The following is a 13,187-nucleotide window of genomic DNA, read 5'->3' on the forward strand; positions in this document are numbered from 1 at the left end:
TTCTCTTCCCGAATCTCGCGCGTTCCCCCGCCCCTCCCCGCAGACGAGAGAGGGGCTTTGGCGCGCCGGGGCGGGCAAGGCAGCCACAAGGGCTCGCCGGCCTCGTCCTAGGCCCCAAGCACCTGCATGAAGATCTCGCGCACCTTCGCCTGCGTCTCACCCAGATAGGCGTCCAGCGTGGGGAAGTCCGGCATCTGGCCGGCGCGGGCGAGAAGGGCGCGGAGCGCCGGGCTCACGTCGCCGGACAAGGCGTGCGTGTCCAGGGAGAGGCGCAGCACCTGGGTGAGATCCTGGTAGAGCGCGCAGGCCTTCACCAGAATCTCGATATCCTGCGCCGGCAGCAGGCTCAGCCAGCCCGCAACCGCCAGGATGCGGGCGGTGGAGGTGTCCACCAGTTCGGGATGGCGTGCGCCATGCACCAGCACCAGATACTGGGCGAGGAACTCCACATCCACCTGCCCGCCCGCCGCGTGCTTCAGGTTCCAGCGCTTGTCCTCGCCCTTCTCGGCGGCGATGGACTGGCGCATGTCCAGGATGTCCCCGGCGATGCGGCGGGGATCGCGCGGGCGTGCGAGCACCCGGCCGACCACATCCTCCACCTGCGCGCCGAACGCCGCGCTGGCGGCGATCACGCGGGCGCGGGTGAGCGCCATATGCTCCCAGGTCCAGGCCTCCTCCATCTGGTAGGTCTCGAAGGAGGAGAGCCGCGTGGCGACGGGACCGGCCCGGCCTGACGGCCGCAGGCGCAGGTCCACGTCATAGAGCTTGCCGGCATTGGTGAGGCTGGTGAGGGCCGAGACCAGGCGCTGGGTGAAGCGGGCGAAATATTGCGCGCCCACCAGCGGCCGGGGCCCGTCCGAGGTGACGTCCGCGTCCGGGTCATGGTCATAGAGGACGATGAGGTCGAGATCGGACCCGGCGGTCATTTCCCGCCCGCCCAGCTTGCCCATGGCGATCACAGCCGTTTCGGCGCCCGCAATGCGCCCATGGGCCTCCTCGAAGCGGGCCCGCACCCGCTTGTAGAGCGCGCGGATGATGACCTCCGCCAGCGTGGCGTAAGCCTCCCCGGCCCGCTCCGCCGGCAGCGTGCCGGACACGACCCGCACGCCGATCAGCACATGCTGCTCCTGCCGGAAGCGGCGGGCATTGTCCAACTGGTCCTCGTCGCTCTGCGACCCATCCAGAAGCGCGTCCAGCCGCCGCTCCAGGGTAGGGCCGTCAGGCAGCACGTCGAAGAAGGCGGGGTCCAGCAGTGCGTCGAACAAGGAGGGGCGCCGGGCCAGGGTCTCGCGCACGCGGGGGGCGGCGGAGAGCACCGTCGTCAGCAGCCGGACGAGGTCGGGATGGCGGTGGAGCGCGGAGAGGATCTGCGGCCCGGACAGGTCCGTCAGGAAGGCATCCATGGCGAACAGCGCGCCGTCGGGATCCCCGCCGCGCGCGAACTGCTCAAGGATGAGGGGGATGAGGACCTGGAGGCTGTCCAGCGCCGCCTGTGTGCGCAGCACGCGGGGCTTTCCCGCCAGCCAGCCGCGCACGATGGCGCTGACGCCCGGAGGATCGCGGAAGCCGAGCCGCGCCAGTTCGGCAACGGTGGCCTTGTCGTCATGCTCGGGAGGGAAGAGAAGATGGCCGTCGAGGGCGCAGGGCGGCGGGCTGTCCTCGAACAATTGCGCATAATGGTGCTGCACCCGCTGGAGATGCTCCACCAGGGCGGCGGCGAACCCGTCACGGTCCGCATAGCCCATGAAGCGGGCGAACTGCGCCAGCGCGTCCCGCTGCTCCGGCAGCGTGTGGGTCTGCGCGTCGGCCACCATCTGGATGCGATGCTCGACCCGGCGCAGGAACACATAGGCGGCGGCGAGGTCGTCCCGCACCTCGGAGGCGATCCAGCGGTCGCGCACCAGCGCATCGAGAGCCGTCAGCGTGCGCGGGGAGCGCAGGTTGGGATCGCGCCCGCCCGCGATGAGCTGCTGGGTCTGGACGAAGAATTCCACCTCGCGGATGCCGCCGCGCCCGAGCTTCACGTTATGGCCTTCCACAGCCACCACATCATGGCCCCGGAAAGCGTGGATCTCGCGCTTCATGGCATGGACATCGGCGATGGCCTGATAGTCCATGATCCGGCGCCAGACGAAGGGTGCGAGTTCCGACAGGAAGGCGCGCCCCACGTCCATGTCGCCCGCCACGGGGCGGGCCTTGATATAGGCGGCGCGCTCCCAGGTGGCACCTTCGCGCTCGTAATAATCCAGCGCGGCGATGGTGGAGAGCGCCACCTGCGTGGAGCCCGGATCCGGCCGCAGGCGAAGGTCCACCCGCAGCACATAGCCATCCGCGGTGCGCTCCTGGAGCAATCGGACCAAGGACTTGGTGATCCGCACGAAGAAGGGCGAGGGCTCCACGCCCTCCGCCAGCGGCGCGGCTTCGCGGTCATAGACCACGATCAGGTCCACGTCCGAGGAGTAGTTCAGCTCCCGCGCGCCATGCTTGCCCATGGCGATGACCGCGAGACCGCACCCGTGCGCGACATGCTCCGGCTCCGGCGGCACAAGCTTGCCGGCGTCAACCGCCTGGCGCAGCAGGAAATCCACCGCGCCGGCCACCGCACGATCAGCCACGTCCGCGAGGGAACGGGTCACGTCGGTCAGGTCGAGCGCGCCGCCGATATCGGCCAGGGCGATCACCAGGGCGGCCTCAGAGCGCATGCGGCGCAGCGCGGCCATGGCGACGGCCTCGTCCCGCGTGGCCGCAAGCGCGGCCTCGCAGGCGGCGATCAACGCCTGGACGTGTGCCATGGGCTGGGCACGCAAAGCGCGCGCAAGCCGACAGGGATCGAAGCGGATCAACTCCAGGAGGAAGGGCGAGCTTTCCGCGACCCCGAGAAGAACCTGGCGCGCGAAAGGAAAGGCCGAGAAGGCCGCCTCCACCTGTGCGCGCGCATCGGAATCCAGCTGTTCCAATGCCTGATCGAGGCGTGCGGTTGCCGCCTCGGGAACGGCTACAACCGGGGCCTCCCGCATCAGAGATGCGAGGCCGTCGCGAACCAGGAGATCGGGATCGGTCGTAGAGGGCATTGCCTCATCTAAAGGCACGAGCACTGCCTCTTACGCAAGCCCTTCGGGCGAAAGCGCAGGCAGGCGCAGCGTCACCTTGAGCCCCGGCGCGGCATCGGAGAAGGCCAGCCCGCCGCCATGAAGCCGTGCCACGGCCGCCACCAGCGAAAGGCCGAGGCCCGATCCCGGCCGGGTGCGGGAGGCGTCCAGCCGCACGAAACGCTCCACAACACGGTCGCGATCCTTCTCGGGAATCCCCTCCCCGCTGTCGCTCACCTCCAGCAGGGCATCCCCGCCCTCCCGCCGCAGGCGGACGCGGATCTGCCCCCGGGCACCCGCCGGGGGGTGGCCGTACTTGATGGCGTTGTCCACGAGATTCGCCAGCACCTGGGCCAGCAGTTCGCGTACGCCCAGCACCTGCACCGGCTCGGCCTCCACGGTCAGGTCGAGCCCCTGCTCGTCGGCCAGCGGCTCGTAAAGCTCGGCCACATTCTCCGCGATGGCGGCAAGGTCCACGGGCACCATGGTGCCGCGCGCCTGCCCGGCCTCGGCGCGGGCGATCATGAGCAGCGCATCGAAGGTGCGGATGAGATTTTCGCTCTCCTCAATGGTGGTCTCCAGGGCCGCCCGGTACTGCGCCTCCCCCGACGCGCCGCGCAGCGCCTCTTCGGCGCGGTTGCGCAGGCGGGTGAGCGGGGTCTTGAGGTCGTGGGCGATATTGTCCGAGACCTCCTTCAGCCCGATCATCAGGGCCTCGATCCGCTCCAGCATGGCGTTCAGCGAATGGGCGAGCCGGTCGAACTCGTCGTCCGTCCCGTCCACCGTGAGGCGCCCGGAGAGGTTGCCCGCCATGATGATCTCGGACGTGGCGGTCATGGAATCGATGCGCTTCAACACACGCCGGGTGACGAAGAAGCCGCCCACCAGCCCCAGCACGAGAATCAGCAGCAATGCGCCCTGTGCGGGCCGCACCACCATCTGGCGCACCGTGTCCCGCTCCTCCACGTCGCGGCCCACCAGCAGGCGATAGCCGCCGGGCAGCATGAACACCTCGACGAAGGCGAGATTTTCCTTCGCGCCCGCCTCGTCCGAACGACGATAGAAGGTGAAGCGCGTGCCCGCCGCATCCAGGAGACCGAGCGGCAGGTCGGACACGTTGGAGGCCAGCACCTCCCCGTTGAAATTGGTGAGCAGGTAGATGGACGACCCCGGACGGCGGGTGCGCCGGTCGATGGCGAAGACGAGCCGCTGGATGCCGCCGATGCGGTACTGCTCCGAAAGGAAGCGCACTTCCCCGGCCACGCTCTCCGCCACCTGCGTCTCGATGAGCTGGCGCGTATGCCACGCCACATAGCCGATCATGAACAGGGCGAAGACCGCGAACACCACCAGATAGACCGCCAGCAGCTTGAAGGCGGTGGTGCGGATGAGGCGGGAGAGGCCGCGCGGCAGGATCCTCATGGACTATCCCACCGCGTGCCGGACCGGGCGTTCACTTCAGCCCTTCGCGGACCATGTAGCCGGCGCCGCGCACGGTATGGATGAGGGGCACGTCGAAGCCCTTGTCGATCTTGGAGCGCAGCCGCGAGACATGCACGTCGATGACGTTGGTCTGGGGGTCGAAATGATAGTCCCAGACATTCTCCAGCAGCATGGTGCGCGTCACCACCTGCCCGGCATGGCGCATGAGATATTCCAGCAGCCGGAATTCGCGCGGCTGGAGCGGAACGTCCTTGCCCGCGCGGCTCACCCGGTGGGCGAGGCGGTCCAGCTCCAGGTCGCCCACCTTGTAGAGGGTTTCGGTGGCCGGGATGCCGCTGCGCCGGGAGAGCGCTTCCACCCGGGCCAGAAGCTCCGTGAAGGCATAGGGCTTGGGCAGATAGTCGTCGCCGCCCGCGCGCAGGCCCATCACCCGGTCGTCCACCTGGCCGAGGGCGGAGAGAATGAGCACCGGCGTCGCCTCGCCGCGCTGGCGCAGCTCCGAGACCACGGAGAGCCCGTCGCGGCGCGGCAACATGCGGTCCACGACCAGCACGTCGTAATGCCCGTCCAGGGCGAGCGCGAGGCCCTCCTCGCCGTCGGCGGCGTGATCCACCACATGGCCCGCCTCGCGAAAGGCCTTGCGCAGATAATCGGCCGCGTCCCGGTCATCCTCGATCAGGAGAAGGCGCATGGCGAAGCTGTCGTCCGAAGTTTGAATCAGAGTCATGCTTCCATATCCCGTTCCGGGCCGCCAGTCGCTGCGGCGTTGAGCCGAAGCGGGCCATGGCCGGGGCATCGGCTAGAAACGGACGCGGCGCGGACGGTTTGGCCGTCCGCGCCGGAACCGGCACGCTGCGTGCCGGTCGCGTCCTTGAATACCGGCTCGGCGCCCTTCCCCCGATCGGCGCCGAGCCAAGCGGGCCTCAGCCCGCCTTGTCGGTGAGCGTGACCGCGACGAAGCGGACACCCTGCTCACCCTTGACCCGCATGAGCACCGCCTTGCGGTTCTCCGCCTTGGCGGCGGCAAGGCCGTCGCTCACATCCTTGGGGCTGGTCACCACCTTGCCGCCCACGTCCAGGATCACGTCGCCGGAGCGGATGCCGCGCTGGGCGGCGGGGCCGTTGGGCTCCACTTCCACAACCACGACACCTTCCTCGCCAGCGCCCTGCACGGACTTAGCCGGGGCGAGCTGGAGGCCGAGGCGCGGCACGCTGGTGCTGGCCGAGTCCTTCTCCTGCACGCTCGCCTGCTTCTGCTCGCTGGGAAGCTGCTCCAGCTTCACGTCCATGTTGGAGGTCTTGCCGTCGCGGATGACGGTGAGCGCGACCGTGGAGCCGGGCTTCATCATGCCGATGCGGCGCGACAGGTCACGGGCGTCCTTCACGGTCTCGCCGTTCACCTTGGAGACCACGTCGCCGCTCTTCAGGCCCGCCTTGGCGGCCGGCGTGTCAGCCTGGACCTGGGCGATGAGCGCGCCCTGGGGCTCGCTGAGGCCGAGGCCGGAGGCGAGGTCGTCGGTCACGGGCTGGATCTGCACGCCGATATAGCCGCGCGCCACCTTGCCGGTCTCGCGGAGCTGGTTCACCACCTGCTTCACGGTCTCGGAGGGGATGGCGAAGGCGATGCCCACATTGCCGCCCGAGGGGGAGACGATGGCGGTGTTCATGCCGATGACTTCGCCATTCAGGCCGAAGGTCGGGCCGCCGGAATTGCCCCGGTTCACCGCCGCGTCGATCTGGATGAAGTCGTCATAGGGGCCCGCGCCGATGTCGCGGCCGCGCGCCGAGACGATGCCGGCGGTCACGGTTCCGCCGAGGCCGAACGGGTTGCCCACTGCGATCACCCAATCGCCGACGCGCGGCGGGGCATCCGAGAGCTTCACCCACGGCAGGCCGGTCTTGCCCTCGATCTTCAGCAGCGCCACGTCGGTGCGCGGATCGGTGCCGATGACCTTGGCCACATAGTCCTTGCCGTCGGTGGTGGTGACGTCCACCTCGCTGGCGCCGTCAACCACATGGTTGTTGGTCACCACATAGCCGTCGGACGAGATGATGAAGCCGGAGCCCTGGCCCACCACCTGGCGGCCGCCGCCTTCGCCGCCGCGCGGCGGACGGGGCATCTGGCCGGGGCCACCCTGGCCGCCGGGGCCGTTCTCGAAGCCGAAGCGACGCAGGAATTTCTCGATCTGGGGCGGCACGTTCTCACCGAACAGGCCGTCCTCGTTGGAGGCCATGTTGCGGGCATTCACGTCCTTCTTGATCTTCACCGACACAACAGCCGGAGACACCTTCTCCACCACATCGGCGAAGGAGTTCTGGCTGGACGACAGGTTGGTGGCGATCTGCGCCTCGGCGGGCGCGTTGAAGGGCGGAATGAACTGGCCGACGATCGCGCCGGTCATGGCGAGGCCGACCGCACCCGCGAGCAGGGCGGAACGGCGACGGCGGACGCGGGACGAAGGGGAGGTGAAACCAGTCATTGGGCTCGTCGTCTCTCTGCAGGAGTTTGCCCCACCACGGGGCAGCCTTGGGGAGAGACTATGAACCGGACCATTACAGTCTGCTGGCGGGAGGATTACCGCGCTGTAATGTGGGTCACGAGGGCGTGAGAGCCGCCACGCTCCAGCATCACGAGGCCTTGAAGTCCACCATCCGCCCTTCGCGGAACACGCAGGTCACGTTCCAGAAGGCGACCGAAGCGCCCGGCTTCTCGATCTTGAAGGACAGGCTGACGGACTTCGGATCGTTGCCCGACACAGTGTTGGTCGCGAGTCGCACGATGGGATAGGGCGGCCTCGCGCTGGCGCGCTCCACGCACAATTGGGTGGCAAGGCCATCGGCCACATTGGGACGCTTGGCGGGGGCAGCAGGCGCGGACGGGGCGGGGCCCGCGCGCTGGGATTCAAGGGCGGCCAGACAATTATAGAAGGCCTGGGTGCCCGGCTGGGCACCCCAGGCGACACACCGCTCCATGTCGGTCTGTGCCATCGCGGCGCCCGGAACCGCCAGCCCCAGGGCCACCATACCCGCCGCAAATCCTGCGAACCGCATCACTTTCCCCCCTGCCCGTCACCATTCCGGCCCGCCTGCGGCGCGTCCGCCAGCAATTGCGCCATGCGCGCCTCCTCCGCCGCCGAGAGCGGCGCGGGGGGAGACGCGGTGGCGCGGCGGCGCATGACGCTGGCCGCGAGCGCCGCGCCCAGCACCAGGACCAGCACCGGAAAGCCCCACAGCAGCGCGTTGCGCCAGGAAAAGACCGGGCGCATCAGCACGAACTCGCCGTAGCGCGCCACCAGATAGTCCAGCACCTGCCCGTTGCTGTCGCCCGCCTTCAGCCGCTCGCGCACCAGGATGCGCAGGTCGCGGGCGAGCGGGGCGTCGCTGTCGTCGATGGACTGGTTCTGGCAGACCATGCAGCGCAGTTCCCGGGACAGGTCGCGCGCCCGCTGCTCCATGGCCGGGTCGGGCAGCACCTCGTCCGGCTGCACGGCGAAGGCCGGCGAGACCAGCAGGCTGAGGCCGAGCAACAGAGCCGACAGGTGGGGAAAGCGCATGCCCATGCCTATTCCGCCGGAACCATGCGGCGGCGCTTGGCGGGCTTGGGCGCGCCCACCCGCAGGCGCCGGTCCGCCAAAGAGAGAGAGCCGCCCAGCGCCATCACCACCGCACCGAGCCAGATGAGCGTCACGAGCGGCTTCCAGGTGGCGCGCACGGCGATGAGCCCGTCCGGCGCCTCGTCCCCCACCGCCACATAAAGCTGGCTGAAACCGAAGGTGCGGATGCCGGATTCCGTGGTGCCCATGCGCCGCGCGGTGAAGGTGCGCTTGCCGGATTCGATGGTGCCCTGGGAAATCCCGCCCTGGCGGATGGTGAAGACGGCGACGCGGGCGCTGTAATTGGGGCCGGTCCGGTTCTCCATCCGCTCCAGAGTGAGGTCGCGGGTTCCAATGGTGAAGCTGTCGCCCATGCGCAGGCCGGCGATCTTCTCCGTGCTCCAGGCACTCTCGGAGACGATGCCGATCAGGCAGATGCCGACGCCCATATGCGCCACCGCCGTCCCATAGGTGGAGCGCGGCAGGCCCGCGAGACGCGAGAGGCAGACCCGCGCGGGCACCCGCCCGACGCCGGAGCGCTCGACGATGTCGGTGAGCGCGCCGAGGATGACGAACACCGCGATGCCCAGCACCACGGGGGCGAGCACCGGGCCCCGGTCCTCCGCCGCCGCGGTCACCACCGCCGCCACCACCGCGAAGGCGGCCGCCAGCATCAGGCGCTGCGCCACGCCCAGCAGGTCCCCGCGCTTCCAGGCCAGAAGCGGGCCGAACGGAACGGCGAAGATGAGCGGCAGCATGAGGCCGCCGAAGGTGAGGTTGAAGAAGGGCGGGCCCACCGTGATCTTGTCGTCGGTCACCGCCTCCAGCGCGAGGGGATAGAGCGTGCCCACGAAGACGGCGGCCGTGGCGGCGGTGAGGAACAGATTGTTCAACACCAGCGCGCCCTCGCGCGAGACCGGGGCGAACAGGCCGCCTTGCTTCAGGTCTCCCGCCCTCAGCGCGAACAGGCCGAGCCCGCCGCCGATGAACACCGCAAGAATGGCCAGGATGAACACGCCGCGCGTGGGATCGCTGGCGAAGGAATGCACCGACGTCAGCACGCCGGAGCGCACCAGGAAGGTGCCGAGGAGGGACAGGGAGAAGGCCAGGATGGCGAGGAGGATGGTCCAGACCTTCAGCGCGTCGCGCTTCTCCATCACCACGGCGGAATGCAGCAGCGCGGTGGCCGCAAGCCAGGGCATGAGGGAGGCGTTCTCCACCGGGTCCCAGAACCACCAGCCGCCCCAGCCCAATTCGTAATAGGCCCAGTAGGAGCCCATGGCGATGCCGAGGGTGAGGAACACCCAGGCGGCCAGCGTCCAGGGCCGCACCCAGCGCGCCCAGGCGGCGTCGATCCGCCCCTCGATGAGCGCCGCCATGGCGAAGGCGAAGGCGATGGAGAGGCCCACATAGCCGAGATAGAGCAGCGGCGGATGGATGGCGAGGCCGGGATCCTGCAGCACCGGATTGAGGTCCGCGCCCTCCGCGGGCGGGGGCACGAGGCGCGTGAAGGGATTGGAGGTGAGCAGGATGAAGAGCAGGAAGGCTACCGCGATGGAGCCCTGCACGGCCAGCACATTGGCCTTGAGGCGGTCGGGGAGATTGCCGCCGAAGATCGCCACCAGCGCGCCGAACAGCGCCAGCACCAGGACCCAGAGGAGCATGGAGCCCTCATGGTTTCCCCAGGTGGAGGTGATCTTGTAGATGGTGGGCATGCGCGAGTGGGAATTGTCCACCACGTTCACCACCGAGAAGTCGGAGGTGAGATAGAGCGCCACCAGGGCCGCGAAGGACAGGCTCACGAACAGGAACAGCACCAGCGCCACGGGCACGCCCACGCCCATGAGCGTCGGGTCCCCCCGATGCGCGCCCCAGGCGGGGAGCACGGTCTGCATGAGCGCGAGGGCGAGCGCCAGGATGAGCGCGTATTGTCCGATTTCCGCGATCATTGGGTCAGCGCCCCGCCGCCAGCGCCGGAGGCGCGGCCCTTTTGTGCCTCTTCCATCCAGTGGCCGGACTTCTTGAGCGTGTCCGCCACCTCGCGGGGCATGTAATTCTCGTCGTGCTTGGCGAGCACGGTGTCGGCGGCGAAGGTGCCGTCCGGCTGCAGGCGGCCTTCTGTGACCACGCCCTGCCCTTCCCGGAACAGGTCGGGCAGCATGCCCGTATAGGCCACCGGCACCTTGGCGGCACCGTCGGTCACCACGAAGGTGACGGTGGCGCCCTGCTTCACCACGCTTCCAGCTTCCACCAGCCCGCCCAGGCGCAGCCGCTCACCGGGCACCACCTGCCGCTGGGCGACCTCCGTGGGGGTGCGGAAGAACACGATGGTGTCGTTGAGCGCGGTCAGCACGAGCGCGGCCGCAAGGCCGAGCACGGTGAGCGCGGCACCGATGAGAACGAGGCGGCGACCCTTGCGCGTCACGATCCACTGGCCTTTCTGCCTTTGGCATTGCAGCCCATCTTACCCGCCCCCCAATTCCTTCTGCGCCGCATCGATGCGCGCCGTGGCGTCCGCATCGCCGGCAAAGACGGTGCGCGCCGCATTCAGCGCCGCGCGCATCTTGGCCTCCTCGCCCAGCACGCGCCATGCGCGCGCCAGACGGAGCCAGCCGTCCAGATCCTTCGGTTCGGTATTCAACCGCTCCTGGAGGCGGTCCACCATGCCCTGGATCATGGCCGAGCGATCCGAACCGCTCATTTGCGACGCCGCTGCCACATCGGCAGCGCTGGGACCGGGAGCCTGAGCCGGTGCCGCCGTCGCCGGGGTGCCACCGGTGCGCGCCAGCGCGGCCCGCACCATGGGCAGCCAGGGGGCATTGGGCGGAGCATCCGCGGCCATCTGACCGAAAATGGCGGCGGCATCCTGGCGCCGCCCGTCCTGCTCGGCGGCAAGGCCCAGGAAATAGCGTGCCTTGGGGGAGGAGGGATCGAGCGCCGCCGCTGCCTGGAAGGCGCGGGTGGCATCCTGGCCCACCATGCCCTCGTCGCGCACCACCAGCGCTTCGCCCAGCGCCGCCTGCCGCTCGGCGGTCGGCCCCAGAAAGCGGATCGCCTGGGCATAGGCGCGCACGGCATCGTCCATGCGGCCGAGCTTGAGATAGACCGGGGCCAGCAGCTCATAGCCGCGCCCGTCATTGGGATTGGCCGACAGATGGTCCTCCACCCGGCGCACCAAAATGGCCACGTCGGTGCCGTCCGGCGGCGCGGAGAGGCGGGAGGAGAGCGGCATGTCCGGCACGTCCGGCGCGCCGAGCTTGAGATAAAGGCCCGCGCCGATCAGCGGAATGAAGGCGAGCGCGATGACGGCGGCGGCCTTGCGGCGACCGGCGGAGGTGGACGAGATCTCGGCACCGGCATCGGCCGCCGCGATCATGCGGCGGGCCACTTCCACGCGCGCGGCCTCCGCCTGCTCGGGGGAGAGACGGCCGGAACCGGCATCGCGGTCCAGCTCGGACATCTGGTCACGATAGACCGCAAGGTCCGCATCCCGCGCCACGCGCAGGTCGCGGCGGCGGCTGAGCGGCCACAGCACGGCCATCACCGCCAAAGCGGTCATGAGCGCGAAGGCGGCGAAGAGAGGAGCCGGCAGCATGCGCATGCCGTTAGCGGAGGTTTGCCGCGAAGCAAAGGCTGCTTGTGGTCGCGGGACGGCTTGCCGCGCCCTCCTCTCCCAACCGTGATCGCCGGGAGGTCACGGCGAAGCCCGCGCCTCGCCCGAACCAATGTGCTATGAGACCGGCTTCATTCAGAGTGCGATGGGTTCGGACGGCGCGCGGCGCGCGCATGTCCCAACGGTACCTTCGCCTCTATTCATTCGGTTTGACCACGATCCGTCCGGACGGATCGCGCTTTCGGGCGGAAGGAGATGTGCCATGGGCCTGTTCGACCATCTGGGCGCTGCCCTCGGCAAAGGCGGCGCCTTCTCCGGCTTCCTCGGCGCCGCGCTGGCGAGCCAGCTTCCCGCCAAGCTGCAGGCCGCCTTGGCCGCAAGCCCCTATGGCGACCTCGACGGCCTGCTGGACCGGTTCCGCGAGGGCGGCTTCGGGGCACAGGTGGAGTCCTGGCTGGGCGCGAGCGACAACCTGCCCGTCACCTCCGAGGAGATCATGGAAGTCATCGACCCCATGACCATGAGCACCCTCGCCGCCGCTCTCGGGGTGCCCGCCGCCATGCTTCCCGGCCTGATCTCGCAATATCTCCCGCTCGCGGTGGACCGCCTGAGCCCCAACGGCGTGGTGGAACTCCCCGCGCCCTGACAGCCCGTTTGGAAAGACACGGGTTGCGTCCTTCCCCCTCCCCAGCCCTCCCCCGCACCTAAGTCGGCTGTTGCCGACTTCGGCACACGATCGAACCGAACTCGGCAACAGCCGAGTTCGGGCGGGAGAGGGGGCGCGGTGCGCTGAGGGTGAGGGATCGCCGAAACCCAGCAACTGCCGTTCGGCCTGAAGCGCTACCTTCCATCCCACACGACAGGCCCCCTCTCCCGCTTGCGGGGGAGAATTGGGGAGGGGGAAGAGCGCAGAGGGTATGAAGAGGGACCAACAGGCACGCCTGCGCAGCCGTGCGGAAACGGGAACGGATCGCCTCAGACCCCCACGGACACCGCCGTCCAGCCGCCGTCCGTATTGCGGCAGGCGGCGCCGCGGGCGAGCTGCGGCTTGCCCTGCATGAAAATGGTGTGGGAGAAATCGCGGCAGCGCGTATAGCCGGGCCGCTGATAGGCAGGCCCCGCGATCACGGTGCCGTAGATGCCGTTGTCCCCGCGCCAGCCCACCGGCGTGCCGGGGCCGCCCTCTTCCAGGGCCGCGATCTCGGCATTGTAGGCCCGCTGCCGGTCGGCCTCGTCCAGGCCGCCGCCCAGCGCATTGTTCAGCACACCGCCGGCGGCCACTGCGGGCAGGGCATTGCCCGACGCCGAAGCCAGCGAGCCGCCCGGCCCCGAGCCGCCGCTGGTGACGCAGCCGCCGAGGGCGCCGCCCAACAGCGCCAGCACGAGCACCCGTACCGCCATCATGACACTCAAGGTCCCCACGCCGTTACCCTCCGGCCCTTCGGACCG

11 protein-coding genes are annotated in these 13,187 nt (G+C 69.4%); 1 reads left to right on the forward strand and 10 read right to left on the reverse strand.

Translation table 11 applies throughout. From position 1 onward, the window contains the following. Nucleotides 1-107: 107 nt before the first annotated feature. The 9 genes from EJJ38_RS11025 to ccmI all read right to left on the reverse strand — a co-directional run bounded on the left by EJJ38_RS11025 (nucleotide 108) and on the right by ccmI (nucleotide 11,720). Nucleotides 108-3,071, reverse strand: a complete 2,964-nt coding sequence (locus EJJ38_RS11025; RefSeq protein ID WP_127090105.1) for a bifunctional [glutamine synthetase] adenylyltransferase/[glutamine synthetase]-adenylyl-L-tyrosine phosphorylase — start codon at nucleotides 3,069-3,071, stop codon at nucleotides 108-110. A gap of 30 nt (nucleotides 3,072-3,101) precedes the next feature. Beyond that, complete coding sequence (locus tag EJJ38_RS11030) at nucleotides 3,102-4,511, reverse strand: sensor histidine kinase (protein WP_127090106.1); 1,410 nt, start codon at nucleotides 4,509-4,511, stop codon at nucleotides 3,102-3,104. 31 nt (nucleotides 4,512-4,542) lie between these two features. After that, nucleotides 4,543-5,259: a response regulator transcription factor gene (locus EJJ38_RS11035; protein WP_127090107.1), complete on the reverse strand. Its 717-nt coding sequence runs from the start codon at nucleotides 5,257-5,259 to the stop codon at nucleotides 4,543-4,545. Between the two features lie 196 nt (nucleotides 5,260-5,455). Then, nucleotides 5,456-7,012 (reverse strand): Do family serine endopeptidase, encoded by a 1,557-nt coding sequence (locus EJJ38_RS11040; RefSeq protein ID WP_127090108.1) that lies wholly within the window; start codon nucleotides 7,010-7,012, stop codon nucleotides 5,456-5,458. Nucleotides 7,013-7,160: 148 nt separating this feature from the next. Further along, on the reverse strand, nucleotides 7,161-7,583 hold the full coding sequence (locus tag EJJ38_RS20630; protein ID WP_245454188.1) for a hypothetical protein: 423 nt from the start codon (nucleotides 7,581-7,583) through the stop codon (nucleotides 7,161-7,163). After that, a complete protein-coding gene (locus EJJ38_RS11050; RefSeq protein ID WP_210211190.1) occupies nucleotides 7,583-8,092 on the reverse strand; it encodes a cytochrome c-type biogenesis protein in 510 nt (169 codons plus the stop codon). The genes EJJ38_RS20630 and EJJ38_RS11050 overlap by 1 nt, the downstream gene beginning before the upstream one ends. A 2-nt stretch (nucleotides 8,093-8,094) precedes the next feature. After that, complete coding sequence (locus tag EJJ38_RS11055; RefSeq protein ID WP_127090109.1) at nucleotides 8,095-10,074, reverse strand: heme lyase CcmF/NrfE family subunit; 1,980 nt, start codon at nucleotides 10,072-10,074, stop codon at nucleotides 8,095-8,097. Further along, on the reverse strand, nucleotides 10,071-10,550 hold the full coding sequence (ccmE, locus tag EJJ38_RS11060; protein ID WP_127090110.1) for a cytochrome c maturation protein CcmE: 480 nt from the start codon (nucleotides 10,548-10,550) through the stop codon (nucleotides 10,071-10,073). The genes EJJ38_RS11055 and ccmE overlap by 4 nt, the downstream gene beginning before the upstream one ends. A gap of 39 nt (nucleotides 10,551-10,589) precedes the next feature. Continuing rightward, the gene (gene ccmI / locus EJJ38_RS11065; RefSeq protein ID WP_127090111.1) at nucleotides 10,590-11,720 is read right to left on the reverse strand and encodes a c-type cytochrome biogenesis protein CcmI; all 1,131 of its coding nucleotides are present in this window, start codon (nucleotides 11,718-11,720) and stop codon (nucleotides 10,590-10,592) included. Between the two features lie 280 nt (nucleotides 11,721-12,000). Here ccmI and EJJ38_RS11070 point away from each other — a divergent pair, with 280 nt between their 5' ends. After that, the gene (locus tag EJJ38_RS11070; protein ID WP_164738474.1) at nucleotides 12,001-12,384 is read left to right on the forward strand and encodes a YidB family protein; all 384 of its coding nucleotides are present in this window, start codon (nucleotides 12,001-12,003) and stop codon (nucleotides 12,382-12,384) included. Nucleotides 12,385-12,713: 329 nt separating this feature from the next. On the opposite strand, the gene EJJ38_RS11075 is transcribed toward EJJ38_RS11070, so the two are convergent. Beyond that, nucleotides 12,714-13,160, reverse strand: coding sequence for a hypothetical protein (locus tag EJJ38_RS11075; protein ID WP_245454189.1), 447 nt, complete (start codon nucleotides 13,158-13,160; stop codon nucleotides 12,714-12,716). Nucleotides 13,161-13,187: the final 27 nt, after the last annotated feature.

The organism is Aquabacter cavernae (genome assembly GCF_003993795.1).
GTDB classification, from domain to species: Bacteria; Pseudomonadota; Alphaproteobacteria; order Rhizobiales; family Xanthobacteraceae; genus Aquabacter; species Aquabacter cavernae.

What these genes read in the sequence shown, in the direction of transcription:
- EJJ38_RS11055 (WP_127090109.1), bottom strand. Translation starts at nt 10,074, where the DNA reads ATGATCGCGGAAATCGGACAATACGCGCTCATCCTGGCGCTCGCCCTC.
- EJJ38_RS11035 (WP_127090107.1), bottom strand. Translation starts at nt 5,259, where the DNA reads ATGACTCTGATTCAAACTTCGGACGACAGCTTCGCCATGCGCCTTCTC.
- ccmI (WP_127090111.1), bottom strand. Translation starts at nt 11,720, where the DNA reads ATGCTGCCGGCTCCTCTCTTCGCCGCCTTCGCGCTCATGACCGCTTTG.
- EJJ38_RS11050 (WP_210211190.1), bottom strand. Translation starts at nt 8,092, where the DNA reads ATGGGCATGCGCTTTCCCCACCTGTCGGCTCTGTTGCTCGGCCTCAGC.
- EJJ38_RS11040 (WP_127090108.1), bottom strand. Translation starts at nt 7,012, where the DNA reads ATGACTGGTTTCACCTCCCCTTCGTCCCGCGTCCGCCGTCGCCGTTCC.
- EJJ38_RS20630 (WP_245454188.1), bottom strand. Translation starts at nt 7,583, where the DNA reads ATGCGGTTCGCAGGATTTGCGGCGGGTATGGTGGCCCTGGGGCTGGCG.
- EJJ38_RS11070 (WP_164738474.1), top strand. Translation starts at nt 12,001, where the DNA reads ATGGGCCTGTTCGACCATCTGGGCGCTGCCCTCGGCAAAGGCGGCGCC.
- EJJ38_RS11030 (WP_127090106.1), bottom strand. Translation starts at nt 4,511, where the DNA reads ATGAGGATCCTGCCGCGCGGCCTCTCCCGCCTCATCCGCACCACCGCC.
- EJJ38_RS11025 (WP_127090105.1), bottom strand. Translation starts at nt 3,071, where the DNA reads ATGCCCTCTACGACCGATCCCGATCTCCTGGTTCGCGACGGCCTCGCA.